The sequence below is a fragment of the Acinetobacter sp. YH12135 genome (genome assembly GCF_013418565.1).
GTDB lineage: Bacteria > Pseudomonadota > Gammaproteobacteria > Pseudomonadales > Moraxellaceae > Acinetobacter > Acinetobacter towneri.
Map to the genome: position 1 here is coordinate 26467 of NZ_VPBU01000003.1, position 26499 is coordinate 52965.

The 26499-nt window shown below is 37.3% G+C and carries 24 protein-coding genes and 4 pseudogenes; 16 read left to right on the forward strand and 12 right to left on the reverse strand.

Annotated features, from left to right (window positions below; all coding sequences use genetic code 11):
* The first annotated feature begins 70 nt into the window (after positions 1 to 70).
* The 3 genes and pseudogenes from FTU70_RS02830 to FTU70_RS02840 all read left to right on the forward strand — a co-directional run bounded on the left by FTU70_RS02830 (position 71) and on the right by FTU70_RS02840 (position 2381).
* Positions 71 to 913, forward strand: coding sequence for a carbapenem-hydrolyzing class D beta-lactamase OXA-58 (locus FTU70_RS02830; RefSeq protein WP_002002480.1), 843 nt, complete (start codon positions 71 to 73; stop codon positions 911 to 913).
* 90 nt (positions 914 to 1003) lie between these two features.
* A pseudogene (locus FTU70_RS02835) lies at positions 1004 to 1710 on the forward strand (IS1 family transposase).
* A 173-nt stretch (positions 1711 to 1883) separates the two neighbouring features.
* On the forward strand, positions 1884 to 2381 hold the full coding sequence (locus FTU70_RS02840; protein WP_257222532.1) for an AraC family ligand binding domain-containing protein: 498 nt from the start codon (positions 1884 to 1886) through the stop codon (positions 2379 to 2381).
* A gap of 434 nt (positions 2382 to 2815) precedes the next feature.
* Here FTU70_RS02840 and erm(B) read toward each other — a convergent pair whose 3' ends face one another.
* The gene (gene erm(B), locus FTU70_RS02850) at positions 2816 to 3568 is read right to left on the reverse strand and encodes a 23S rRNA (adenine(2058)-N(6))-methyltransferase Erm(B) (RefSeq protein ID WP_154320141.1); all 753 of its coding nucleotides are present in this window, start codon (positions 3566 to 3568) and stop codon (positions 2816 to 2818) included.
* A 372-nt stretch (positions 3569 to 3940) separates the two neighbouring features.
* Between erm(B) and msr(E) the strand changes: the two genes are divergently transcribed.
* Together msr(E) and FTU70_RS02860 are read left to right on the forward strand one after the other, a co-directional pair.
* On the forward strand, positions 3941 to 5416 hold the full coding sequence (msr(E), locus tag FTU70_RS02855; protein WP_000052512.1) for an ABC-F type ribosomal protection protein Msr(E): 1476 nt from the start codon (positions 3941 to 3943) through the stop codon (positions 5414 to 5416).
* A 55-nt stretch (positions 5417 to 5471) separates the two neighbouring features.
* On the forward strand, positions 5472 to 6356 hold the full coding sequence (locus FTU70_RS02860) for an Mph(E) family macrolide 2'-phosphotransferase (protein WP_000155092.1): 885 nt from the start codon (positions 5472 to 5474) through the stop codon (positions 6354 to 6356).
* A 189-nt stretch (positions 6357 to 6545) separates the two neighbouring features.
* Here the strand turns inward: FTU70_RS02860 and FTU70_RS02865 are convergent, their stop codons facing one another.
* Positions 6546 to 7157 carry a recombinase family protein gene (locus FTU70_RS02865; protein WP_015060246.1) on the reverse strand — a complete coding sequence of 204 codons (612 nt, stop codon included), beginning with the start codon at positions 7155 to 7157 and terminating at the stop codon, positions 6546 to 6548.
* Between the two features lie 236 nt (positions 7158 to 7393).
* On the opposite strand from FTU70_RS02865, the gene FTU70_RS02870 reads away from it, so the two are divergent.
* Both FTU70_RS02870 and FTU70_RS02875 read left to right on the forward strand, forming a co-directional pair.
* Positions 7394 to 7996 (forward strand): GNAT family N-acetyltransferase, encoded by a 603-nt coding sequence (locus tag FTU70_RS02870; RefSeq protein WP_019838175.1) that lies wholly within the window; start codon positions 7394 to 7396, stop codon positions 7994 to 7996.
* A 180-nt stretch (positions 7997 to 8176) separates the two neighbouring features.
* A complete protein-coding gene (locus FTU70_RS02875) occupies positions 8177 to 8617 on the forward strand; it encodes a ribbon-helix-helix domain-containing protein (RefSeq protein WP_039048291.1) in 441 nt (146 codons plus the stop codon).
* Between the two features lie 542 nt (positions 8618 to 9159).
* Here the strand turns inward: FTU70_RS02875 and FTU70_RS02880 are convergent.
* Positions 9160 to 10389 carry a PD-(D/E)XK nuclease family protein gene (locus FTU70_RS02880; protein WP_086384393.1) on the reverse strand — a complete coding sequence of 410 codons (1230 nt, stop codon included), beginning with the start codon at positions 10387 to 10389 and terminating at the stop codon, positions 9160 to 9162.
* A gap of 69 nt (positions 10390 to 10458) precedes the next feature.
* Here FTU70_RS02880 and FTU70_RS02885 point away from each other — a divergent pair, with 69 nt between their 5' ends.
* Positions 10459 to 11022, forward strand: coding sequence for a macro domain-containing protein (locus FTU70_RS02885; protein WP_086384392.1), 564 nt, complete (start codon positions 10459 to 10461; stop codon positions 11020 to 11022).
* Positions 11023 to 11149: 127 nt separating this feature from the next.
* Here FTU70_RS02885 and FTU70_RS02890 read toward each other — a convergent pair whose 3' ends face one another.
* Positions 11150 to 11464: a BrnA antitoxin family protein gene (locus FTU70_RS02890; RefSeq protein ID WP_023274838.1), complete on the reverse strand. Its 315-nt coding sequence runs from the start codon at positions 11462 to 11464 to the stop codon at positions 11150 to 11152.
* Positions 11451 to 11738 carry a BrnT family toxin gene (locus tag FTU70_RS02895; RefSeq protein WP_086384391.1) on the reverse strand — a complete coding sequence of 96 codons (288 nt, stop codon included), beginning with the start codon at positions 11736 to 11738 and terminating at the stop codon, positions 11451 to 11453. The genes FTU70_RS02890 and FTU70_RS02895 overlap by 14 nt, the downstream gene beginning before the upstream one ends.
* Before the next feature lie 487 nt (positions 11739 to 12225).
* Here FTU70_RS02895 and FTU70_RS02900 point away from each other — a divergent pair, with 487 nt between their 5' ends.
* Complete coding sequence (locus FTU70_RS02900; protein WP_016658833.1) at positions 12226 to 12555, forward strand: four-helix bundle copper-binding protein; 330 nt, start codon at positions 12226 to 12228, stop codon at positions 12553 to 12555.
* A 128-nt stretch (positions 12556 to 12683) separates the two neighbouring features.
* Here FTU70_RS02900 and FTU70_RS02905 read toward each other — a convergent pair.
* The 5 genes and pseudogenes from FTU70_RS02905 to FTU70_RS02925 all read right to left on the reverse strand — a co-directional run bounded on the left by FTU70_RS02905 (position 12684) and on the right by FTU70_RS02925 (position 16512).
* Positions 12684 to 12976 (reverse strand): annotated as a pseudogene (locus FTU70_RS02905) (type II toxin-antitoxin system RelE/ParE family toxin).
* Positions 12966 to 13211 carry a type II toxin-antitoxin system RelB/DinJ family antitoxin gene (locus FTU70_RS02910; protein WP_000246755.1) on the reverse strand — a complete coding sequence of 82 codons (246 nt, stop codon included), beginning with the start codon at positions 13209 to 13211 and terminating at the stop codon, positions 12966 to 12968. The pseudogene FTU70_RS02905 and the gene FTU70_RS02910 overlap by 11 nt, the downstream one beginning before the upstream one ends.
* A gap of 179 nt (positions 13212 to 13390) precedes the next feature.
* Positions 13391 to 14335 (reverse strand): copper resistance protein B, encoded by a 945-nt coding sequence (locus FTU70_RS02915; protein WP_154320112.1) that lies wholly within the window; start codon positions 14333 to 14335, stop codon positions 13391 to 13393.
* A complete protein-coding gene (locus FTU70_RS02920; protein ID WP_004897649.1) occupies positions 14322 to 14660 on the reverse strand; it encodes a hypothetical protein in 339 nt (112 codons plus the stop codon). Before FTU70_RS02920 ends, FTU70_RS02915 begins: the two co-directional genes overlap by 14 nt.
* Positions 14647 to 16512, reverse strand: coding sequence for a copper resistance system multicopper oxidase (locus tag FTU70_RS02925; protein WP_104988058.1), 1866 nt, complete (start codon positions 16510 to 16512; stop codon positions 14647 to 14649). Before FTU70_RS02925 ends, FTU70_RS02920 begins: the two co-directional genes overlap by 14 nt.
* 1033 nt (positions 16513 to 17545) lie before the next feature.
* On the opposite strand from FTU70_RS02925, the gene FTU70_RS02930 reads away from it, so the two are divergent.
* The 6 genes and pseudogenes from FTU70_RS02930 to FTU70_RS02955 form a co-directional block, all read left to right on the forward strand.
* Positions 17546 to 17959, forward strand: a complete 414-nt coding sequence (locus FTU70_RS02930) for a cation efflux protein, CzcI-like (protein ID WP_225530251.1) — start codon at positions 17546 to 17548, stop codon at positions 17957 to 17959.
* Positions 17960 to 18007: 48 nt separating this feature from the next.
* Complete coding sequence (locus tag FTU70_RS02935) at positions 18008 to 19333, forward strand: TolC family protein (protein WP_035269736.1); 1326 nt, start codon at positions 18008 to 18010, stop codon at positions 19331 to 19333.
* Position 19334: 1 nt separating this feature from the next.
* A complete protein-coding gene (locus tag FTU70_RS02940) occupies positions 19335 to 20564 on the forward strand; it encodes an efflux RND transporter periplasmic adaptor subunit (RefSeq protein WP_104472702.1) in 1230 nt (409 codons plus the stop codon).
* Positions 20554 to 23694 carry an efflux RND transporter permease subunit gene (locus tag FTU70_RS02945; protein WP_016658776.1) on the forward strand — a complete coding sequence of 1047 codons (3141 nt, stop codon included), beginning with the start codon at positions 20554 to 20556 and terminating at the stop codon, positions 23692 to 23694. The genes FTU70_RS02940 and FTU70_RS02945 overlap by 11 nt, the downstream gene beginning before the upstream one ends.
* Positions 23695 to 23780: 86 nt before the next feature.
* Positions 23781 to 24680 carry a cation diffusion facilitator family transporter gene (locus tag FTU70_RS02950; protein ID WP_005028603.1) on the forward strand — a complete coding sequence of 300 codons (900 nt, stop codon included), beginning with the start codon at positions 23781 to 23783 and terminating at the stop codon, positions 24678 to 24680.
* A 183-nt stretch (positions 24681 to 24863) separates the two neighbouring features.
* Positions 24864 to 25193, forward strand: a pseudogene (locus FTU70_RS02955) (recombinase family protein); the annotation flags it as partial.
* A gap of 75 nt (positions 25194 to 25268) precedes the next feature.
* On the opposite strand, the gene FTU70_RS02960 reads toward FTU70_RS02955, so the two are convergent.
* Together FTU70_RS02960 and FTU70_RS02965 are read right to left on the reverse strand one after the other, a co-directional pair.
* Positions 25269 to 25757, reverse strand: coding sequence for a GNAT family N-acetyltransferase (locus FTU70_RS02960; protein WP_004733307.1), 489 nt, complete (start codon positions 25755 to 25757; stop codon positions 25269 to 25271).
* The gene (locus FTU70_RS02965) at positions 25747 to 26013 is read right to left on the reverse strand and encodes a DUF1778 domain-containing protein (RefSeq protein WP_004733309.1); all 267 of its coding nucleotides are present in this window, start codon (positions 26011 to 26013) and stop codon (positions 25747 to 25749) included. Before FTU70_RS02965 ends, FTU70_RS02960 begins: the two co-directional genes overlap by 11 nt.
* 185 nt (positions 26014 to 26198) lie before the next feature.
* Between FTU70_RS02965 and FTU70_RS02970 the strand changes: the two are divergent.
* A pseudogene (locus tag FTU70_RS02970) lies at positions 26199 to 26462 on the forward strand (helix-turn-helix domain-containing protein); the annotation flags it as partial.
* Positions 26463 to 26499: the final 37 nt, after the last annotated feature.

Below are 26499 nucleotides of genomic sequence, written 5' to 3' on the forward strand. Positions count from 1 at the left end.
TATCAAAATCCAATCGGCTTTTTCTTCAGCATACTTTTTGAAACACTACCAAATTTTAAAGTTGTATATCATGAAATTATTAAAAATATTGAGTTTAGTTTGCTTAAGCATAAGTATTGGGGCTTGTGCTGAGCATAGTATGAGTCGAGCAAAAACAAGTACAATTCCACAAGTGAATAACTCAATCATCGATCAGAATGTTCAAGCGCTTTTTAATGAAATCTCAGCTGATGCTGTGTTTGTCACATATGATGGTCAAAATATTAAAAAATATGGCACGCATTTAGACCGAGCAAAAACAGCTTATATTCCTGCATCTACATTTAAAATTGCCAATGCACTAATTGGTTTAGAAAATCATAAAGCAACATCTACAGAAATATTTAAGTGGGATGGAAAGCCACGTTTTTTTAAAGCATGGGACAAAGATTTTACTTTGGGCGAAGCCATGCAAGCATCTACAGTGCCTGTATATCAAGAATTGGCACGTCGTATTGGTCCAAGCTTAATGCAAAGTGAATTGCAACGTATTGGTTATGGCAATATGCAAATAGGCACGGAAGTTGATCAATTTTGGTTGAAAGGGCCTTTGACAATTACACCTATACAAGAAGTAAAGTTTGTGTATGATTTAGCCCAAGGGCAATTGCCTTTTAAACCTGAAGTTCAGCAACAAGTGAAAGAGATGTTGTATGTAGAGCGCAGAGGGGAGAATCGTCTATATGCTAAAAGTGGCTGGGGAATGGCTGTAGACCCGCAAGTGGGTTGGTATGTGGGTTTTGTTGAAAAGGCAGATGGGCAAGTGGTGGCATTTGCTTTAAATATGCAAATGAAAGCTGGTGATGATATTGCTCTACGTAAACAATTGTCTTTAGATGTGCTAGATAAGTTGGGTGTTTTTCATTATTTATAAGAATTAGAAGTTTGAGGTTAATCTATTTTTGGTAGTGTTTCAAAAAGTATGCTGAAGAAAAAGCCGATTGGATTTTGATAAAATAGAGAAATGCAAATAACTCTAGCAATCAAATGTCCAACCTGCCTCAGTGATAGTATAAAGAAAAATGGTATCAAAGTAGATGGGAAACAAAACTATCAGTGCAAAGACTGTAAACGTCAGTTTATTGGTGATCATGCACTGAGCTATCTAGGATGTAAGTCAGGTATTACTCGTAAAATATTACAGTTGATGGTCAGAGGCAGCGGTATACGAGATATTGCTGAAGTTGAGCGCATCAGTATCGGTAAAGTTTTACGTACTTTAACTGAATCAACCTATGAAATTCAGCCTCAGCAAAGTCATTATGAATCTCTCGAAGTAGATGAGTTCTGGAATTTTGTTGGAAATAAAAAGAATAAACAATGGCTTATTTACGCCTATCATCGAGAAACAGGTGAAATTGTTGCTTATGTTTGGGGTAAACGAGATTTAGCTACAGTCTAACAATTGAAGACAAAGCTTAAACAATTAGATATTCACTACACCCGAATTGCAAGTGATCATTGGGACAGTTTCATCACTGCTTTTAAAAATGGTAAGCAAAGTATTGGTAAATTTTTTACTGTAGGTATTGAAGGCAATAATTGCAAAATAAGGCATAGAATTAGGCGTAGCTTCAGAAGAAGCTGTAATTTTTCAAAAAAGCTTGAAAACCATTTTAAAGCTTTTGATTTAGCCTTCTTTTCTTTTACATCAATAATGGCTTCATTTAAAGGCAGCATACTTTTTGAAGCACCACCAAAATTTTATGTTAAGTAGAGACTAAAAATGCCCTTGATTAAGGGCTTACAAGGGCATTTTGTATAAGGTGTATTATGTTAATTTTAGAATTTCTTCATTAGATAATTTTTGATAAGCTAAATCCATTAGGACTAATTAAGTAAATATGAGCAATTGGGTCAATGTCACACAGGATAAGTCTACAGGTATAGAACTAATTCATGCCCACTTCAAAGGCTTTGCATACGATCCTCATCTACACTCAAGTTATCTTATAGGGGTAACAGAGTTAGGACATCAACAATTCAATTGTAGAAAAAAAATTATTGATAGCTATCAAGGTCAAACTTTCATGCTTGAACCTGAAGAAGTTCATGATGGTAATGCACCAGATCCTCTCGGCTTCACTTATAAAATGATGCATTTAGATCCAGCATGGTTAAAAAAAAGCTATGAAGGAATATTTAATGAGCCTATCGAACTTGCTATCGAATCAACCCTACGTTCTGATCCTCAACTTTCACATTTGATACTTTCAACCTACAATATATTGAATAACAATGAATCTCAATTGATGAAAGATACGTATTTAGATCTTTTATTAGAAAACTTGCTTGGTTATAAAAAAGTGGAGAGATTAAAAAGCTGCAAGGGCGATCTATGATCGTGCATTTACCCTTGCGGTCTTTTTTGAACGAACTATAACCAGAAAAAGCAAAGCCCTTAGCACACTAAAATATTAGGTACGTCAAGCGGTATCTTGGATAGTAAAATCGAACGGAAAAAAAGCACTTGATATACTTATCAAGTGCTTTCCTAGCCTTTATGTTCGTAAATAAACCACTTGTAACTTGTAACTTTTTTCATGTTACAAGTTACCACTCGTGGTAGTTACCACAAAGCCACATGTTAACATTAAATAATGTTAAGCATTTCATGGAAAAGCTTTTCTATAATCTTTAAGGCTTCTTGTGTACTTCTTGCTAGTCTAGGGACCTCTTTAGCTCCTTGGAAGCTGTCAGTAGTATACCTAATAATTTATCTACATTCCCTTTAGTAACGTGTAACTTTCCAAATTTACAAAAGCGACTCATAGAATTATTTCCTCCCGTTAAATAATAGATAACTATTAAAAATAGACAATACTTGCTCATAAGTAACGGTACTTAAATTGTTTACTTTGGCGTGTTTCATTGCTTGATGAAACTGATTTTTAGTAAACAGTTGACGATATTCTCGATTGACCCATTTTGAAACAAAGTACGTATATAGCTTCCAATATTTATCTGGAACATCTGTGGTATGGCGGGTAAGTTTTATTAAGACACTGTTTACTCTTGGTTTAGGATGAAAGCATTCCGCTGGCAGCTTAAGCAATTGCTGAATCGAGACTTGAGTGTGCAAGAGCAACCCTAGTGTTCGGTGAATATCCAAGGTACGCTTGTAGAATCCTTCTTCAACAATCAGATAGATGTCAGACGCATGGCTTTCAAAAACCACTTTTTTAATAATTTGTGTGCTTAAATGGTAAGGAATATTCCCAACAATTTTATACCTCTGTTTGTTAGGGAATTGAAACTGTAGAATATCTTGGTGAATTAAAGTGACACGAGTATTCAGTTTTAATTTTTCTGACGATAAGTTGAATAGATGACTGTCTAATTCAATAGACGTTACCTGTTTACTTATTTTAGCCAGTTTCGTCGTTAAATGCCCTTTACCTGTTCCAATTTCGTAAACGGTATCGGTTTCTTTTAAATTCAATTGTTTTATTATTTGGTTGAGTACTTTTTCACTCGTTAAAAAGTTTTGAGAATATTTTATATTAAAATAAGCCTTATATCCAAGCATAAAACAAGGTTGTCTAGACTTCTTTTAACAGTAAAGTTATCATAAAACTGAATTTTATTTTTTAGGTAAGTTTATGCATTCTATCCGCATTCGTTAAGACACAACTATTTGCATAGTGACACTATTTTATAATGGTGGGCTTTTGTTGTGTCTTTAAGAATATATGCGGATATATAAAGTAAAAGTATGCTTAATTTATAAGTATGCTTTTAGTGCATAGTTTCCAGTTATAACTTAATTGACTAGCTATTTGTCCACCCTGTGGATGAATAGCTTTTTTTTTGGGAGGACACTGTGATGCTAGCTTTTGTTTTCACCTAAATCCTGTTTGCTGCATAAAAAATTTCAAGAGCTAAACAGGAGTAAATAAAAATGAGTTTAATTATTAAAGCGAGAAACATACGCTTGGATTATGCTGGGCGTGATGTTTTGGATATTGATGAATTGGAAATTCACTCTTATGACCGTATTGGTCTTGTGGGTGATAACGGAGCAGGAAAGAGTAGTTTACTCAAAGTACTTAATGGCGAAATTGTTTTAGCCGAAGCGACATTACAGCGTTTTGGTGATTTTGCACATATCAGCCAACTGGGCGGAATCGAAATAGAAACGGTCGAAGACCGGGCAATGTTATCTCGCCTTGGTGTTTCCAATGTACAAAACGACACAATGAGTGGCGGAGAGGAAACTCGTGCAAAAATTGCTGCCGCATTTTCCCAACAAGTACATGGCATTCTAGCGGATGAACCAACCAGCCACCTTGATCTCAATGGAATAGATCTACTTATTGGTCAACTTAAAGCATTTGATGGAGCATTACTTGTTATCAGTCATGACCGATATTTTCTTGATATGGTTGTAGACAAGATATGGGAGTTAAAAGACGGTAAAATTACGGAATATTGGGGTGGTTACTCGGATTACTTGCGTCAAAAAGAAGAAGAGCGACAACACCAAGCCGTAGAATATGAGCTGATGATGAAGGAACGGGAGCGATTAGAATCTGCTGTGCAAGAAAAACGCCAGCAAGCTAATCGATTAGACAATAAGAAAAAAGGAGAAAAATCCAAAAACTCTACCGAAAGTGCTGGACGACTTGGGCATGCAAAAATGACTGGCACCAAGCAAAGAAAACTGTATCAGGCAGCTAAGAGTATGGAAAAGCGTTTGGCTGCATTAGAAGATATTCAAGCACCAGAGCATTTGCGTTCTATTCGTTTTCGTCAAAGTTCAGCCCTAGAACTGCACAATAAGTTCCCGATTACGGCAGATGGTCTGAGCTTAAAATTTGGTAGCCGTACTATCTTTGATGACGCTAACTTTATAATACCGCTTGGCGCTAAAGTCGCTATAACTGGATCGAATGGAACAGGGAAAACGTCCTTGTTAAAAATGATATCAGAACGTGCTGATGGATTAACCATATCTCCAAAAGCTGAAATTGGCTACTTTACACAAACAGGATATAAATTTAACACGCATAAATCTGTGCTCTCCTTTATGCAGGAAGAGTGCGAGTACACAGTTGCGGAAATTCGTGCAGTATTGGCTTCAATGGGGATCGGAGCGAATGATATTCAAAAAAACTTATCCGACTTATCGGGAGGTGAAATCATCAAACTGCTTTTATCCAAAATGCTTTTAGGAAAATATAATATTTTGCTTATGGATGAACCAGGAAACTATCTTGACCTAAAAAGTATTGCCGCATTAGAAACAATGATGAAGTCCTATGCAGGAACTATTATCTTCGTATCTCATGACAAGCAATTGGTCGATAATATTGCTGACATTATCTACGAGATCAAAGACCACAAAATCATCAAGACTTTTGAGAGAGATTGTTAATGATAGCCAATCTAATCCGAACATTAATTATTGAACTCTTTAAAGGAAATTAAAAATGACAATTCAAGATATTCAATCACTTGCTGAAGCACACGGCTTGTTGCTTACGGACAAAATGAATTTCAATGAAATGGGCATTGATTTTAAGGTCGTTTTTGCTCTTGATACAAAGGGGCAACAATGGTTGCTGCGTATTCCTCGTCGTGATGGCATGAGGGAACAAATCAAGAAAGAAAAACGCATTTTAGAATTGGTAAAAAAACATCTTTCTGTAGAGGTTCCTGATTGGAGAATTTCATCTACAGAATTAGTGGCTTATCCCATACTTAAAGATAATCCTGTTTTAAATTTGGATGCTGAAACCTATGAAATAATTTGGAATATGGACAAAGATAGCCCGAAATACATAACATCTTTGGCAAAAACCTTATTTGAAATCCATAGTATTCCTGAAAAAGAAGTTCGGGAAAATGATTTGAAAATTATGAAACCTTCAGATTTAAGACCTGAAATAGCAAACAATTTGCAGTTAGTAAAATCTGAAATTGGTATAAGTGAGCAATTGGAAACCCGCTACAGAAAATGGTTGGATAATGATGTTCTATGGGCAGATTTCACCCAATTTATACATGGCGATTTATATGCTGGGCATGTACTAGCTTCAAAGGATGGAGCTGTTTCAGGCGTTATTGATTGGTCAACAGCCCATATAGATGACCCAGCGATTGATTTTGCTGGGCATGTAACTTTGTTTGGAGAAGAAAGCCTCAAAACTCTAATCATCGAGTATGAAAAACTAGGGGGTAAAGTTTGGAATAAACTATATGAACAGACTTTAGAAAGAGCAGCGGCCTCTCCTTTGATGTATGGTTTATTTGCCTTAGAAACTCAAAATGAAAGCCTTATCGTTGGAGCAAAAGCTCAGTTGGGAGTTATATAATTTAAAAATATGATTGCTGAGAACTGCCTTGTTTTGAAACTTGGTTGGCTTTAATTAGTTTTTAGTATTCTTTATAGAAAATGCCTCGATCAAGGGGCATTTCTAACAATCATTTAACATAAAATTTCTTATGTGAAGTAACCTGAATGCAGCGGTGCCCCATTGGGGGCGCGTTGAGATAAGCCTCTTTTAGATAACTTTAGCAACTCGATAGACAGTTGCAACTCCACAATTCACTGCTTTGGCAATTTCTTCCTTAGTCATATTGCCAACTACTAGCAATTCTTTTATTCGTTTATGTTTAGCCTCATTTGCCTTCTTGCCTGTTGGTTTGTAACCCGAACGTGCCAGGCCCTGCTTAATACGTTCTATACGTTTCTCATTGTCTAGGCGGGCCATTGTTGCCAGAAGATCAATCAACATATTGTTGATGAGTTCCAAGATTGAATGAGTAATGCTGTCACTGGTTTGAATCATTTGGTAGGTAGTAGGAAGATCTGCTACGACTAAACGAAGTCCCTTCTCCTGGATCCTGCGCTTCAGCTCTTGAAAATCTCGTTGGGTTAGGCGTGATAAGCGGTCAATACTTTCAACTAACAATGTGTCACCTTGATTTGCTTCTGACAGTAGCTTATTCAATTCAGGTCGGTCTAACTTCGTACCACTATAGTTTTCCACGTACACAATGGTTTCACCCAAATTCAAGTTTTGGTTTAGATCCTGAAGAATCTGCAAAGCCCTTTCTGCATCTTGATCTTTAGTTGAAGCTCGTAGATAAATACGTGTATTCATTTCTATCATTTAATCTTAATTCTATTAGATTAATGATAATACTATCATTTAATTATTGCATTAAGTCTAATGATAGATATTGTATGCGATTTGGCTCGCTATCATTCAGGTATAGTCTTTTGATAAAAAAAGCATGACTAAAAGCCATGCCTTGGGAATTCGTATAACGTGTATTATGTTAATTTTAGAAATTATTAAATTAATAGAATCACTTGTATCCAGCTCAAAGATAGTAAAGGGAAAGTATGCTGAAAGAATTAAAATTATTTGATCATGTTTTTTTGAATAAAAATAATATCCGTTTAATTCCCTTATCTTTTGAACATGAAAGTGGGCTTATGGAAGCATGTAAAGATGGTCAACTGTGGAAATTAAGAGTTACATCAACACCGCATTATTCTGAGGTTCATCACTATATTGAAACAGCTCTAATACAAAAACAGGAAGGTACACGTTATCCATTTGTTGTCATCGAAGAAAGCTCTGGGAAAATTCTAGGTACAACTAGTTATCATGATGTTCTTTTGAACGTGAAACGCTTAGAAATAGGTTATACCTGGTATGCAAAATCAGTGCAGCGTACGCATGTTAATACGACATGTAAGTTGCTATTACTACAATTTGCTTTTGAACAGTTAAACACTGAGACGGTTGGACTTCGCACTGATATTTTTAATATTAAAAGTCAGCGAGCAATTGAAAGATTGGGTGCAAAAAAGGATGGGATAATTAGAGGGCATGCTTTACGTAAAGATGGTACAACTCGAGATACCGTAATGTACAGTATTATTAAAAGTGAATGGACTAACATAAAAGCACATCTAATTGATTTATTAGATAATTATTAACTACAAGATTTTATTACAATAATACATGAGGATTATGATTTAACATAAAATCTCTTATATGAAAGACTCCTAAATAGGAGTTTTTTATTGAATAACTATCTAAAAAACAGGAATTGCAAAGTCAATCCTAATGATGTACTCTAATTGATATACAATTAGATAAAGGTTATTGAAATGCTAATGCTCAGATTACCAGTAGAATTAGAAAAGCGATTAGATGAAGTAGCAGAAAAAACTCAGCGAACTAAATCATTTTTAGCTAGAGAAGCAATTTTATTGAGTCTGGATACGTTAGAAAAAAAATATAACCATCAAAACAATGAGATAAATGATATGAACATTAATTTATATGAAATTTTAGTTAGAAATTTTTCTACACCTGTTAATTTAGAGACTGAGTCAAGAAAGTCAAAATTTTGCATATTTAGTGAAGATGGAAAATTATTTGTTCATAACAATAAAGATAATATTCGACCGATAAGTTTCGATGAAGTTGATAATTTTTATAAAATTTTTAGGGAAACTGGGAGTCATTCCCCATCAACTTATACAGATGTAACATTCAATTCATCATATATTCTTGCAGCAGTATCCTATTTAAAGGAAAAAGGCTTTCTTTAAATACTAAATATAAAAAAAGCCCGACATCCTGTCGGGCTTTTTCGTATTGGGTGTTTAGGTATAACTCCTGTCGTACCTCACGTCCTGGTGTTGCACTTATCATTATTGTTTTATGTGTTGGAACATCCTGTTCTCTATGTCCCCATCATATGAAAAATCCCTGCGGTGACATAGACGCAATGCTCCCTAATTCATGTCAGCCTGAGCTTACAACATTGCTCAAAACTTACCCCAAGGTTTATCCGCAGAAATTGCGAATAATTTGCGAAGTTCAGGTATTGAGTTATCAGGGAAAATCGCAAAATCGACTACTTTTTAAACGAAATTATTGGCAAAAACTATAAAAACTGCTCATAAAAAAGCCAACTTGTTTCAAAATCGGCTTTTTTTGCATTTTTGCATTCATCTTAGTTTGTTAAGTTTTTGATATTTATATTTTGGAGTTACAAACCCATTTCGCATAAGAGATTTTATGTTAAATAGCCCTCGATTGAGGGCTTTGAATATTTTAGTTAGAAGGTCTTAATTTATAATTTAAGTGGTTAAATACCACTTGTACTTATGATTTCATTTAGTTTTATGAAGTAATCATTGTAAATACGTTGAGCTAGAGTACCATTTTTTATATTGACCCAAATATCACCATTGCTATCCCAGTGAGCTAACTCTGGAATATCAATATAGATAGGCCAATTAGGTGACTGACCTAATTTAATAGATGGAAATTGTTCTTGAACAAGATTTAATAACTTTTCTCGTTCTTCTACAGTCACAATTACATCTGTAAAATCTGATAAAACTATACCTAAAAAGAATAATCCAAATCGTGAGCGATCGAACTCAACTCTAAATCTAATTTTTTTAGATTCATCTTTTTTGAAAATACTAATTCCTGAATAGGCTTTAGATGTGAGCTCACCCTCAAGAGTAAAACCTTCACATAATTGATTTAGGTCTTCCTTAAACTTTACCAGTAAGTTTTCTTGTACTTGTAGTTTCAATGTTTCGACTTCAATTAGTGCTTTAATGTAGTCATCATGATCTAAGATATTTTTTAACATAACAGTTTGTTCTTCGTTGCTAAGTTGCGTAATAAAGTTTTGAGAGATATATAATTTCAATTCTTCTAGAAAGACTTTTACTCGATCATTTTTCGTATAAAGAATACACTCAGTTAACCATTTAATTAAATCTGCGTAGCCCAATACAGCTAACTTGCTCTGCGATTGTAGAAGTTCGGAATCTTCTTTCGATATACTGTATTCGCTAGGCTCTTTTCCAGAACCAGATAAATAAATCAGTTGCCATTGGTTGGGGTAGCGTTGCTCCAACTCGTCAGCATAATCTTTAAGTTGATTCTTTTGATCAGATGCAAAAGGCTTATTCTCAATACATAATGCGTATTTTTCACCATGACAAAAAATCTCAATTAGGATATCCATCCTTCTTAAAGTATCTAAACGCCAATTTTTTTCTTCCAACTTAACGGTGATTTTAGACTGGTCTAAGTTAATTTTTTGCCAAGATTCATCTAATCCATTTTTTCTAAGTTCAATCCATTTTTTGATAAAAAGATAATCTTGTCCGTGACTACCTTGAGGATCTAGTAGGTCAGCTAGGATATTACTTAGTATTAATTCATCTGTGCGAAAATAGCTAAAGATGGAAAACTTTGGAGCTAGAAGATTTTTATATCGATTTAAAAATAAAGAATTTACTTTTTTTTCTTGAACAACCTCATCTAATAAATTAAGTAAAACTTTTGATTGCATACTTTCCCCTTGTTATTTAACTTATTAAAATATTTGCAAAAATTTATTAATAATTGGAACCTATTTTATATGAATCGGATTACATTAGTACATGGGGATATTACTACCTTATCTGTAGATGCTATTGTGAATCCAGCTAATAAATCATTACTTGGTGGTGGTGGACTAGATGGAAAGATCCATAAAAAAGCAGGATCTTTAATGAAATCAGAGTGCATTCAGATTAATCAAGAAAAAGGTGGATGTGCTGTTGGAAATGCGGAAGTAACGACAGCTGGAAATTTACCTGCAAAATATCTGATTCATGCTGTTCCACCTAGATGGTTAGGCGGTGAAAAAAATGAACCTCAACTCTTATGTAATGCTTATAGCAATGCACTTTTGAAAGCTAATCAGGTTCAAGCAAAAACAGTGTCATTTCCAAATTTAGGAACAGGGATTTATAAGTATCCATTACAGCAGGCAGCTGAATTTGCAATTGGATCTATCATGATGACATTACCCTCATGTGAAGCCGTAGATGAAGTGTTTTTTGTATGTTATGAGAAAGATAATTATGAAATATATAAGGAAATTCTAGAAAATCTCTATGATGAAAATATTCAGATAGAGATTACAGCTATAGCCAAATAGTGTCTTCAACCTATTAATTCCAAGTCATGTATGAAGCCAAAGAAGAAATAATTTATTATTGAGTTTCGCTAAAATTAACATAGTACATGTTATACGAAGTCAAAAATGGGAGCGTAAGCTCCCATTTTTATTGATGATTTTTTAATTCTTTCAGCATAGCATCTCGCAGAATTTCATTCATCCTAGTTTGATAGCCTTTGCCTTGAGCTTTAAACCATGCAAGTACATCAGCATCTAAACGAATGGAAGTCTGTTGCTTCACTGGGCGATAGAATCGATTATGGCGTACAGCATTGCTCCAGTCGGTAATTTCAGGCATATCTGAGAGATCTAGCTGATCGTCAGGAACCGTTCCCTTAGCAAGCAAGCGTTGAATTTCAGCATCTTGCTTGTCGCTGAATTTTTCATTCAGTTCTTTGCGTGAGTATCTAACCATGCTCATATCTATCTCGCTCCGCCTTAGTGACTTGTCTTGCACTAATGATTCGTATGATTTCACAGTCATCTTCATCAAAGATGGTGTGAGCTACTAACATCATTAGTACGCCTTTTACTTTTCCAATGGTTTGCCAACGTTCTTCACCATCGGTATGTCTGTCCTGGATTGAGATCCTTAATGGATCATCAAAAACAAGGCTTGCCGTTTCGAAAGAAACATCGTGCTTTTTCTGATTCTTTCGATTCTTTGCCTCATCCCATTCGAAATACTGTTCCATAAAAAACATTCAAATTTGTATATACAATAATGTATCACAAAATTGTATCACTCAACATAATTGGTGTAATTTTTAGTCAAAATTATTGGCAAAACATTCCAAAACTGCTCATAAAAAAGCCGACTTGTTTCAAAGTCGGCTTTTTTTGCATTTTGGGATTTTTCTGATATTAATAAGTTGTTGATATTTATATTAATATACAAGTGTACTTTGTATAATATCCATTATGTTAAATAGAGGGAAAATCTATTTTTAAAGTGATAAAATTATTGCAGTTATTTTAAGAATAGCTGCTTTTGATACTTGATCATCTATCCTAATTAAAAACTGTTTTTTAATAATTTGGAATATAAATAAGATTTAGTTAAAATTAACATTATTCATATAAATTAACATTATGTATTACATTTACTAATAATTTAAAATAATTAGTAGAAAAAAATTATGTTTTAATTATTTCTCTGATTATATAAGTTGAGAGTAAAAAATGATTAATACGGAATTTTCAAAGTGTATTTCTGCATGTACAAACTGTTCACTTATTTGTACTGAATGTGCAACTTCTTGTTTAAAAGAAAAAGATTTAGAGATGATGCGTGAATGTATTCAACGTTGTCTAGAATGTGCAGATATTTGTCAGTTATGTGTGCGTATGCAACAACATAACTCACCTTTCCTCAAAGAGATTTGTGAGCTTTGTGCTAAGATCTGTGAATATTGTGCGGAAGAGTGTGAAAAACATTCACATGATCATTGTAAAAAATGTGCTGAGGCTTGCCGTCAGTGTGCAGAAGAATGTCGAAAAATTGCCATGTAAAATACTTCAATAATGTTAATTATATGGCTCTAGACTAACATAATCATTCTGCTAGTCTAGAGCCTTTCCTAAAATTAACATAATACACCTTATACGAAGCCAAAAATGGGAGCTTTAAGCTCCCATTTTTAGTCTTTAATTCGCTTTTTCGCTTCGTCATAAACTATGCTATCAGCTCGTTTTCCGACGGTAATGAGCAGGATAACTACCTGATCATCTTTAACTTGATAGACAAGTCGGACACCAGCTTTTAATAATTTGATTTTATAGCAACCTGCAAGATCGCCTCTAAGCATATTCTTTGGAATATGTGGCTGCTCTATGACTTTGGCTAGTTTCTTTTTAAATTGATCTCGTATAGCAACAGGGAGTTTTCCCATTCTGCTGTAAAGTCCTTGTGACGTAAAAGCTTATAAGTCATCTAATGTGACTTCCTCAAACATCTCTTTAGGATCATTAATGCGCTTACGGACAAGAGCTAATAATTCTTCATCTTCTTCCGAAAGCAAAGCTTTTTTGACAGGCAGTTTCCCAGTCGTAGCAACATACTCAAGAATACTAGTGAAGAAATCAGTAGGTGCAATACCTTGCTCTTTAAGGATTGAATAAGATTTTTCTTTAAGGGCTTCATCGATCCTGAAGTTAACAGTAGCCATCATATTTCCCAAGTATTTAATGTACTAGGAATATTGTAATGCAAATTGCATTACAAGTCGACTTCGCATAACAGCCATTATGTTAAATGGAAGGAAGCAAAATAAGTTAACATTTTGCTTCCGGCCACATTAAGCTAGAGTTTTATTTAAATAAAGCTATTTAGTAATCATTAAATTAATTAAAATCTAAATCTAACACCAGCTCCATATAACCAACCTTTCTCAGAGTTTGATTCTATTTGCCACGACGTTTCATCATTACCTTTTGAATACTCATAGGCAATGTCGATATAAGGCATGATCTTTTTACTGATTTCATAGCGAGTTTCAAACCCTGCGGTTGCACTGCTTAAACCAGTTTTTTTCGCATATTTAGAGTCATCACTAAAGATAGCATCCAACTCTAAATAAGGTTGAATAATCAACTTTTGCGTAATCAGAAAATCACGTTCCGTTTCTAGGCTAAAGCCCGCATAATTGTCTTCTCCCGCATAGAGATAAGCATCAGTTTCAAAGAAATATGGCGCCATACCATGTAAGCCAATCACCGCATCAACATTTTCTTCGGTGTCTTTGCGATGATCATTGAGTTCAACTTTTTCACTACGATAACGTGCACCAATCTGTGCATCCCAAAAGTCTGAAATCATACGGCTATATAAAAGTTTGGCATCATAATGTGCATCATGCGATTCTTCTTTATCGGCATGAATTTTAATAAAAAGCTTATTTTCATCTGTGCCAATACGGGTTTCAAACTCTGACTTTAAATCACCTGTGCCATCTTCATTGACAAGCCACTTATTGTCCACTGTCGTAATCGCATAAATTTGCGCACCGTGTTCTGAGCGATGATCATAATGCGAACTCTGCTGAGCATTCGCATCTGGTACATGATGTAAATGATTAACCGTAGATGTTGCCTGATGTTGTGCCTGATTCATTTGGCTATGGTTCATTTGAGAGCGATCCATTTGCATCGGCTGATTTTGACTAGAAGATGTAGCAACTGTCATTTTTTCAGGCGCACTATGATCTTCACCATTATGTGCCAAACTCACTGCACTGACCATCAACAAAGAGCTTGCTAAAACAGTTTTAGAAAAAAGATTAATGGTGCGCATGTTGATCTCCTTTCTGTACTTTTTGATCTTGCTGTTTCTCTGTTGATTTGTGATGCATTGGCTGATGACCTGCATGTTGATGGTTCATCGGTGCTGAATGTGCAGCATGATTCATTTTCCCCATCATCTGCATGTGTTGTGCATGCTCTTGTGGAGAATGCTGTGAATGATCCATCTCAGACATCGCTTGATGATTCATTGATGGTACATTTTTTCCATCAGTCTGAGCAGTTGAATGATGCCCTTCGTGCGCCAAACTTAAGCTTGTTAAACTCAATACCGCAACAGAAAAAAACGCTTTAAATACAAAATTAGTGATGTGCATGTCCAGCTCCTTTTTGCTCAGTTACTTGGTGAGTTTGAGTCGAATTTGTACCTTGAATTGGCGTTGTAGACACTTGTTCATCGCTAACATTTGCCACGATCAACTTGTTCATCATTCCTGCACTCATGTGATACAACAAATGACAATGGATTGCCCATTCGCCCAACTCATCCGCAGTTAATAAAGCAGTGACTGTTTTACCCGGTGGTACAATCAATGTGTGTTTATTCGGCATATCTACCGACTCTTGACCATTCTCCAACTGCATAAACATGCCATGTAAATGCATGGGGTGCGCCATCATACTGTCATTAATAAATTTGATACGGATACGCTCGCCATACTTCACTTTTAATGGCTCAGCATCGCTGAATTTTTTACCGTTAATCGTCCAAATATAACGCTCCATAGTACCGCCCAAACGCACTACTAATTCACTGCTAGCTTCACGAGTATCTTTTTGCGGTTCTAAAGATTTTAAATCACTATATTGCAAGGCTTTATTGCCCGCAGGTGTAGATGCATTTGCCCAACCATAAACCACTTGATCATTTTCTTGTGGTTTTGCTGTGCCATGCTGTGAATGATCCATTTTCGAGTGATCCATGCCTTGCATATCGCCATGGTTCATTTTTGAATGATCCATTTTCGAGTGATCCATGCCTTGCATATCGCCATGGTTCATTTTTGAATGATCCATTTTCGAGTGATCCATGCCTTGCATATTGCCGTGGTTCATTTTCGAATGATCCATTCCTGCATGATCACCACCACCATGTCCCATATCTTCCATGGTCAAAAGTGAGCGTGGACGTGGTGCAGGCATATGAATGCCATGTGTCATAGGATTTAGTTCATTGTGCAGTGTACCAATCGCATAGCCTGAACGGTCAATTGACTCAGCTTCAATTTGATAATGTCCGCCTTTTGGCTCCACAATCACATCATAAGTTTCAGCTGTGCCAATACGAAACTCATCCACAGCAACAGGTTTTACAGGCTGACCATCAGCACTGACCACAGTCATTTTCAAGTTAGGAATACGGACATCGTAGAAAGACATCGCAGATGCATTCACAAAACGTAGGCGAATTTTTTCATTCGGTTTAAACATTCCTGTCCAATTTTGTTCAGGTGTTTTGCCATTAATGAGGAAGGTATAACCTGTAACATCCGACATGTCGGTTTTTAGCATACGCATCTGATTCCACATTTTGCGGTCAGACCATGTCGCTTTTATGCCATCACGTTTAACCTGCTTCCAAACATCACCCAAGGTTTCACGCTGATCTTGATAATATTCAGCTGAAATTTTAAGATCTTTCTGAATTTGATCACTGGTTTTTTCATGAAAATCTGACAACATCACCACATAGTCACGTTCAGCTTTTTCATGTGCTGCCAATGGTGTTTTACCTTTTGGATAAATCACAAAAGAACCATATAAGCCGTCCTGTTCCTGTCCTTTAGAATGAGCGTGATACCAATAAGTCCCGCTTTGGCGAATCTTGAATTTATAAACATACTCGCTTTGAGGCTTAATACCGTTAAAACCATTAAATCCCGGTACACCATCCATAATGCCCGGCAACAACAGTCCGTGCCAATGAATAGAAGAATCTTGGTTTTTTAAATTATTTTTCACGCGAATGATGGCTTCATCACCCTCTTCAAACTCAAGCAAAGGCGCAGGAAATTGACCATTTACGGTAATGCGCTTTACAGGCTTTCCAGTTGGGCTGACCACTGCTTCATCAATAACAAGCTGATATTCACGCACTTCGGCAAAAACCAAAGGCGACGATGCAAAACAAATACCTGCTAATAGGTACGAACTAATTTTATGAGACATAACTTAACCTTAATTTTTGAAAAATAAATAAATTTTAAAAAAAATGGTTAAGTTTTAGGAGGACGTGAAATTTCTTGCCAATACCCATTTAGATATTGGTTGGGGTAATAAAAATTAGGCTGATCTATAGAATAGAAGGTATCTAGGGGATCTAGCGAGCTTTGCAAAGAATGAAGACATGAGATCTGTGTCTGGCAGGATAAGCTAGAACATTCCTGACACTTTTTGTGATCTATATTCTGATTAAGAGCTAAATGATTATGGCAATCGGTATTCGTCTGTACTTCGTGATTAATACCATGTTGAGTGACTTGCTGTGCTTGATCTAAACAATGATCTTGGCTCATTTCAGTTTGCATATTGATATGCATTATCTTTACTGATGCAACAGACACACTACTCCATCCTATGGCAAAAACCATAAGAAAACAAAACCAAAGTTTTTTGGAGAGATGAGTCAACACGAATGCTATCTAGGAATAGAATTTAATCCAAAATATCTTAACGGAATTTCAAATATTTACAACCCAATATAATTTAGTAGTTTCTCTAAAATTAACATAATACACGTTATGCGAAATTAGAAAAATGAGTTTATTGCACTGATATTTATCTGTTTTTTAAATTTTAGACCTGGGTTGGTGCCCAGGTTTTTTTATTGCGTATAACAGCCATGATGTTAAATAGTTCTCTTTTTAGATAAATATTCATGTTTTCAATACATGCTAATTAGAGATTTTGAACTCAAGCAATTCTATAAAATTTTAACTTATGTGTACCTCTACTTTTAACTTCGGTTATTTATGGGAGGATTACCGGTGGCCTAACTTAAATAAAAAGTCTCCGACAAACCCGGTACGGTTCACTATCTATTGTTATTCTTACCTGAAATTGATGTGAGCTTATAGAGACAAGGTAAATTTGCAAAAGTGCCGGCTATTCAGTGTTCATTGAATGTTTAATTTAATTTATTAAGCTTGACCTTGGAGTGGCTCTAAGCCTTATACTTGGTACAAATTTTTCGATTGTTATGATGATGCGTTCTACTACATGGATTACAGTCTTGGTTGGATTGTTCATGTTCCAAAGCTTTTGGAATGTGGCGGCGGCCTTTTGTGTCCATGAACAACAGCCTCAATCACAGCAGAGTTATCATTTTGGTCATCACCAAAATACCTTGTGTGCCAGCGATAGTCGTCAACACGATCATAATGGACAGTCAGAAAACATAAAAACATTCAGTAGCGATTTAGAAATCGGTGAAGATCATCAAGATCATCTACCATCGATGACGCATTTGATTGTACAAAATGAAAAAGTAGATGTGTTTCATCCAAGCTCTGAAGTTAAAGTGAATCCACAATTTCATTGGAAAAACAGCTATCAGGCTCCTGACCTGTTTCAACAAAGCCCACCTCCCGAATTTTCCCCGCTCATGGTGGGGTAGCCTAAAACATTCCCACCACTTTTATTATTTAAATAAGTGGGAAAAATCATGTCTTCACAATCAATTATACTCTTGCGTCATAGCTTGGTTGCTTGTATATGTGCAGCGGCTATGCAATATAGCTATGCTGAAAACGTTACCAGCTTTGAATCCGCTTTAGCAAAAGTACAAAGTTACCAGACTCAAGACAAGCTGTGGCAACAAGTTCAGCAAATATCTGAATTGAATATTCAGCAAAGTCGGTTATGGCAGAATCCAAGTATAAGTTTAGAACAGTCTGGCTTTGGCTCAGGTCAAGAACAGGAATTCAATGTTGGCGTTAGTCAACCTCTAGATCTATTTGGTCAGCGTAAGCTGAACCGGGTGATTGCCAATACCTCGAATCAACAAATCCAATTGCAACAGCAATTATGGAAGGCACAAAGCCAACTGATTGTTAAATTTGCATGGTCGCAATTTGCACTTGCTGAGGTTGAGCAGTCTGCTTATTCAGTACAGTTAAAAACAAGTAAAGCCAATCTGGACAGTGCCCAGAAACGCTATCAGGCAGGCAGTATTGCCCTGGTTGATTTTGAGCGTACCCAAATTGAAGCGCTAGAAATCCAACGACTTTATCAGCAAGCGATGCTGAATAAACAAGCTGCCGGTCGTCAGCTGTCTAATTTGTGGGGGGGAGAAACATCTTCACATCTTCAATTGAATAAAACCGCTATCCCTTGGCCAGAGCAAAGTCTCCAAACTGTGCAACGGTATATTGCTGAAGGGTGGCTAGAAAAATTCTATGCCTTGAACATTCAGCAATCGGATCATCAAATTGAAAATTTAAGAATTCAGGCACGTCCCAATCCGACTTTAAATGTAGGCATGAAACGTAGCAAAACCCCTAATGAAAGCAACGATACGACTTTGGCAATCGGCGTGGCTATTCCACTGAATATTTTCAACCGCCAGCAATATGCGATCCCGATGGTCCAGCAACAGCAAATATTGCTGAACCAACAGCAGCAGCGTGAGCTGAAGCAACAAATACTCAATATTGCCAACAGCATGCATCAGCTCAAAGGTTTACGTAGCCAGTTCGATGCCACAACAGCACAAGTTACTTTGGCGACCAAAGTTCAGAGCCGTACTTTACAAGGGTTTCAGGCAGGGAAACTGTCCATTACCGACGTTCAACAAGCAACCACCCAACTGCAGAATCTTCGATTGGGTCAATTACAAATTCTACGTCAAGCTTGGCAAACTGCCCTCGCAGCTGAGGCACTCAGTATTGGCACAAGTTATGAAGAAATTAGCCGTTCGGATGCCTATACACAACTGAATAAAAAGGCAGTCGAAGCATCGCAAAATTTAATCAATGGGGGAGCACGATAAAATGAACGCCAAGCAAAACGGAAAAATATCCCAGTCTCTCATGATTGCAATTTTGATTCTGATTACGGTCTTGGTCAGTCTGGTTATTTGGTTAAGTTCAAAAAAAACTGAATCTGAGGGGCATGGTCATGATGAGGGAAATGCCGAACATTCTGATGAAGATAGTTCTGAAGAAGGACATGCTGAAGAAGGCGAAATACAACTGACCAGCCAACAAATGGTTGAACAAGGTTTAAAAGTTGCTGTTGCATCCACAGGATTGGTTGAAAAGCTGACAACCCTGCCAGGTAAATTGGTGGTGAATACCGATCAACAAGCGCATATATCGCCTAATTTTAGTGGTCATGTCGAGCAGGTCAATGTGGCTTTAGGACAGAGCGTGCAAAAAGGACAAACGCTGGCTGTACTAATCGTGCCTGAACTGATCGACCAACAGGCAAATCTGCGTATGGCACAGGTGAATCTGGATTTGGCCCGTAAAGATTACCAGCGCGAACAGCAACTCTGGTCACAGGGGATTTCTGCCAAACAGGATTACCAGCGTGCCGAAAATGCCTACCGTCAAGCGCAGATTACTGTCCAGTCCTCACAAGCACGTTTAAATGCATTAGGTGCAAGTGGCAATAACAATGGGCGTTTTCTGATTAAAGCACCGATCTCTGGGGTGATCAGTCAAAAAGATATTGTGGTCGGTGAAAATGTGCAACTGGCTAATCAGCTCTTTGTCATTGAACAGCTGAAAGATTTATGGCTTGAGTTTAATTTGCCGAATCAATTCTCAGGTCAACTGCAAGCCGGGCAAAAAATTGACTTTAAAGTGAATGATTCAGATCAAATCTATAAAGCTACTGTACAAAGCTTAACCTCTCATGCAGATGTACAAACAGGGCGTCTGGTGGTGCGCGCAAAACTCGATGCGCAAGCTACTGAGTTGCGTTCTAATGTGTTAGTGAGAGTGTTGATTCCGGAAGCTACAGCAAAATCAGCCCTTCGGATTCAAAAGTCTGCGCTGCAAAGTATTGAAGGTGAAGACAGTATTTTCATCGTAGATTCAGAACAAAAAGGTCAAGTCCACTTAAAAGCACAGAAAGTGCAATTGGGGCAGGCTTCAAGTGATGGACAATGGCTTGAAGTGATTTCTGGGCTGACTGAAGGGCAGAAGTATATCGCTCAAGGCAGTTTCTTGTTGAAATCTGAATTAGAAAAAGACGAGGCAGGCCATGAACATTAATTCTGATCTGCCAAAACCAGAAGGTTTATTCGAACGAATCATTCAGTTTTCCATACAAAATGCGATTTGGGTGTTGCTCTTTGTCTGTACCTGGATTGCGGTCGGGGTGTATAGCTATCAGAAACTCCCGATTGATGCTGTACCCGATATTACCAATACCCAAGTCCAGATTAATACTCAAGCCAAGGGTTTTACTGCGCTTGAAGTCGAACAGCGGATTACCTATCCCATTGAAAATGCCATGGCTGGCATTCCGGATCTGGAGCTTACCCGTTCCATATCCCGTTATGGACTCTCTCAAGTCACCATTGTCTTTAAAGATGGGACTGATATTTATTGGGCCCGTCAGCAGATTAACCAACGGATACAGGAGGCGCAATCTGAGTTGCCTGCACAAATCGCACCGACGATGTCCCCCGTTTCTACGGGTCTCGGTGAGATTTATCAATGGGTACTGAAGGCAGATCCGAATGCGAAAAAGCCGGATGGAACTGCATACACGCCGATGGATTTGCGTGAGATTCAGGACTGGATTGTGCGTCCTCAACTGCAACGTGTTAAGGGAGTTGCAGAGGTCAACAGTATTGGTGGTTTTGAAAAAACCTATGTGGTCTCTCCCGATTTAAACCGGATGCAGCAACTGAATATCTCATTAGAACAACTGCAACAGGCTTTAGCGCAAAATAATGAGAACCGAGGTGCAGGTTATATTGAAGACAATGGTCAGCAACTGACGGTACGTGTACCGGGTGCATTCAATGGGCTTTCTGATATTGAGAACACCATGCTGGGTAGCCCAAATGGCAGCCCAATTCGGGTTGGTGATATTGCGCAAGTCTCTATTGGGCATGATTTAAGAACCGGTGGGGCAACCTATAACGGCAAAGAAACCGTTTTAGGGGTTGCCATGATGGCGATGGGTGGAAATAGCCGGACTGTTTCTAAAGCTGTGGATGCCAAGCTTCAAGATATTCAGAATAGTTTGCCTAAAGGGGTAGTGATTGAAACGGTGTACGACCGTACTACCTTGGTTGAGAAGGCGATTAAAACCGTTCAGAAAAACTTGGTAGAGGGAGCAATCCTGGTCATCATCATTCTGTTCCTGTTTTTAGGGAATATCCGTGCTGCCTTGATTACTGCCTGTGTCATTCCACTCTCTATGCTGTTTACCTTAACCGGGATGGCACAGAAAAATATCAGTGCCAATCTGATGAGTTTAGGTGCACTCGATTTCGGCATCATTGTCGATGGTGCTGTGGTGATTGTCGAAAACTGTATCCGGCGTTTAGCCCATACACAGCAACTGTTAAAACGACCTCTCACACAAAGTGAACGCTTTAAGGAAGTTTTTCTGGCTGCCCGCCAAGCACGTCGTCCTCTTATTTTTGGTCAGCTTATTATTTTGGTGGTGTATTTGCCGATTTTTGCTTTAAGTGGTGTGGAAGCAAAAATGTTCCATCCGATGGCATTGACAGTGGTACTCGCCCTTGTTGCAGCCATTATTTTATCGATCACCTTTGTGCCTGCTGCTGTGGCATTGTGGGTCAAAGGCGATATTCAAGAAAAAGAAAGTCGTTGGATGTTATGGCTAAAAGCTAAATATCAGCAAACTCTTGATATTTCGTATCAATACAAAGCAGTTGTGCTGACTTTTGCACTGTGTGTATTAGTGATTACGGGATTTATCAGTACCAAACTCGGCAGTGAATTTGCACCACAGCTCAGTGAAGGAGACTTTGCGGTACAACAGTTACGTTCACCAAGTACAGGCTTAGAAGAGTCTTTACGTATTCAGGAGAATACTGAAAAACTTCTTTTAAAGAGTTTCCCTGAAATTAAGGCAGTATTTGCCAGAACGGGTACAGCCGAGGTTGCAACAGATGTCATGCCACCCAATATTTCAGATGGCTATATCATGTTAAAGCCTCGTTCAGAATGGCCAAATCCTAAAGAAAGTTTAGATGAATTACGTGGCCGTATGGTGACGTATTTAGCCACGATTCCAGGCAATAATAGTGAATTTTCACAACCGATTGAACTCCGATTTAATGAATTGATCTCAGGTGTGCGTAGTGATGTTGGTGTGAAAATCTTCGGTGATGATATGAATGTCCTCAATACTGAGGCGACTAAAATCTCCAAAATCATTCAGCAAATATCGGGTAGCAGTGCCGTGAAAGTTGAGCAGACCTCAGGTTTGCCATTACTGAATGTCGAGGTAAATAAAACTTTGGCTGCACAATATGGTTTGAGTGTGCGTTCAATTCAAGACCTTGTGGCAACCAGTATTGGTGGACAAAGCGTGGGAGAGATTTTAGAAGGCGATCGTCGTTTTGATTTTGTTATCCGTCTTGGAGAGCAAGACCGTAGTGTCGCATCTGTTTCCCAGTTACCTATTCAGCTTCCAAATGGTGGCAGTATTTTATTGTCGGATGTCGCGCAAGTCTCGACCATTGAAGGAATCAACCAAGTCAGTCGAGAAAATGGTAAACGCCGAGTTGTGGTTACAACGAATGTTGAAGGGCGTGATTTAGGGTCTTTTGTTTCTGATGTACAGACACAGCTCAAAGCATACACTTTGCCAAGTGGTTATTGGATAGAATATGGCGGTCAGTTTGAAAATTTGGCTTCAGCCAAAGCACGGATGCAAATCGTGATTCCACTGGCTTTAATCACTATCTTTATTTTACTGATGGCGGTCTTTCACAATGTCAAAGAAAGTCTATTGGTCTTTACCGGGGTACCCTTTGCCTTGACCGGTGGTGTGCTGTTCCTTTGGCTAAGGGATATTCCATTATCGATGTCAGCTGGAATTGGCTTTATTGCCTTATCTGGTGTTGCAGTCCTCAATGGACTGGTAATGCTGACCTTTATTAAGGAATTAAGGGACAAATATCCAGTGCATAAAGCCGTGTGGCAAGGGGCTATTTTGCGCTTAAGACCAGTGTTGATGACAGCTTGTGTGGCTTCACTGGGTTTTGTACCAATGGCGCTGGCAACCGGAACAGGGGCTGAGGTTCAACGGCCACTGGCAACCGTAGTGATTGGCGGGATTATCTCTTCAACATTACTAACTTTGGTGCTGTTACCCGTGCTTTATCGTTGGATAAATGAAAAGAAAGTTTCTTAATCCAATAGATTAGTCGATTTACAGCAGAGATATTGGCTGTTATCCAATATCTCTGCTCATCATAAATAGAATAAGGAAAATATTTTATGTCAGAACATCATGATCATAGCCATGCGGTTGTTACTGAAGAAAATAGTAAGAAGTTAATGGTTGCCTTAGGTTTAACGACTACTTTTTTAATAGTAGAAGTTGTCGCTGCTTTTATTACCCAAAGTTTGGCTTTGTTATCTGATGCAGCTCATATGTTTACTGATGTAGCCGCTTTAGCTATTGCTCTTGCCGCTATCAAAATTGGTAAAAAAGCCGCAGATGATAAAAGAACTTTTGGCTATCAGCGATTTGAAATTTTAGCGGCTCTGTTTAATGCGGTGATGCTTTTTGTGGTAGCAATATATATTGTATATGAAGCTTATCAACGTTTTACGAATCCTGCTGAAATTCAAAGTGTTGGAATGATGATTGTCGCGGTCATTGGTTTGGTCATAAATTTGATTTCAATGAAAATCCTTTCTGCTAGTGCTGAAGGAAGTCTAAATATAAAAGGTGCATATTTAGAAGTTCTTAGTGATGCTCTAGGATCGATAGGCGTGATTATCGGAGGAATAGTTATTTATTTTACCCAGTGGATGTGGGTTGATACCGTAATCGCTGTGTTAATTGGCTTCTGGGTCTTACCTCGAACTTGGATTTTATTAAAACAAAGTATTCATATTCTGCTTGAAGGAGTTCCTGATGAGATTGATATTGAGTCGTTAAGAAATGATTTATTGAAGCTAGAGGGCGTTGAAGGGATTCATCAGTTGAAAGTCTGGGCTATATCCTCAAGAAATATTCATTTAACTGCTCATTTGGTTGCTCCGAATAGCAATACAGATCAACTCTATCAAAAGGCCTTAGAAGTTCTAAAACATAATCATAATATTACTGAAATTACGTTACAAATAGAAAATACGAAATGTAATACATTGAACCAACATAAACACTAATTTGGACTTTAGTCTTCATATAGATGTTTTGTGTAACTTTAAAGTACACCCTAAAGTTACACTGTGAAAGCTGTAAAATACATGTCTCATTTAAATGAAATTCATACATACGTTACATGTAACTTTTAAGATTAAGATTCATTAGTTACAATAAGCAGAAATAGTCATCTAGTAGATAACAATATGAAAGGTCATAAAGTTGGATATGTCAGAGTCAGCTCTATTGACCAAAATATTGGACGCCAACTTGAGGGAATTGAAGTAGACCGATTATTTGTCGATAAAGCTTCAGGAAAAAATACAGCCCGTCCTAAATTTCAGGAAATGCTCAGCTATGTCCGTGAAGGTGACATGATTGTTGTGCACTCTATGGATCGCTTCGCTAGGAGTCTTAAAGATTTAGTGACTGAGGTTGATCAGCTTGTAAAAAGGGGAGTGGCTATTCAGTTTGTGAAAGAGAATATTACATTTACGGCTCAGGCCACCCCGATGGATAATTTGATGTTGCAACTTGCAGATTATTGGATAAATCAGCCACTAATTCCTGTAAGCAGTTTACCAGTCACTCCTATTGCTAGTAGACCACTTTCAATTGAAACTAGGTATTTCACTCACTGGGTATATTAATGTTAATGGATTTGATGTTAATGAAATAAAGCCGAAACGCTGATAAAACTCCATCGCTTTTTTATCTTTAGCATGTATTACAACAAAATTAACACCAATAATTTGAGCAACTGTTGAAACTTGTTTAAGAGCATGGGCTAAAAGCACTTTCCCAATTCCTCGCCCCTGAACGGTTTGATCAACGGCAAAGCGACCTACAACTACACAAGGGAGCGGATAACGAGGTAATCGTTTAGTAAGCACAGTATCAACTACATCAAATCCTATGGATGTGCTGGATAAACAATAAAACCCTCTCACTTGTAGATCATCATCAATAGCAACATACGTTTTACTTGTTCCTGATTTCTGATGTTGGGATGCATACTGTTTTATGAATTTATTTAAATCATCTTGCCCGCAATTAAATGATTTTTTCTGATGATGGGCTTGTAAAACCTCAATTTTCATCTAATAAACTCATTAATTTTTTCATCTCATCATTTGCAGGGCGTGGGTTCTCAAGTATGTTCATTAACATATCTCGATCAGCATTATTTACTTTTAACTCATAATTAGATTTAAGTAATTCTTTTGCTCTTTCAAATGAGGATTGAAGCATAAAGGAACTTACACTGAGTCCCAATAAATTCGCAGCTTGTTCAATTACATTTTTTGCATCTACTGTTGAACGAATATTAATTCGTTCCGTTGCTAAGTTAGTCATATCCCACCCAACAAGTACATCAATTTGATGTACAAATTATAGCAGATTAAGATTGTGCTTCAAGATTCAAATTTGGATATTTTGTTTTGAATTATTTGAATAGAAAATCAATGGCCTACTACTATCCAAAATGAGTGGCAGGATTTGAATAAGAATAACTGGTAGGTTTACATAAGAATACTCAGCAACTTATGGGGGCTTTTGCCCAATTTGAACGAGAGATTATTTTAGAGCGCCAAAAAGAAGGGATTAAGATTGCAGCGGCTCAAGGTAAATATAAAGGTCGAGTCCATAAGTTAAATCAAGAGCAGGCTGAAGCTTTACGACACGCCTGGAAAGAAGGGAAATATCCATCGAAAGTCGATTTAGCTAAAGCTTTTGGTATTAGCAGACAGGCTGTCTATCGCTATTTGAAAAATGAAAATGTCATCGATAGACTTTATATTTGAAGCAACAGAAGACCTAAAGGGCTTTACTGGTATCCAT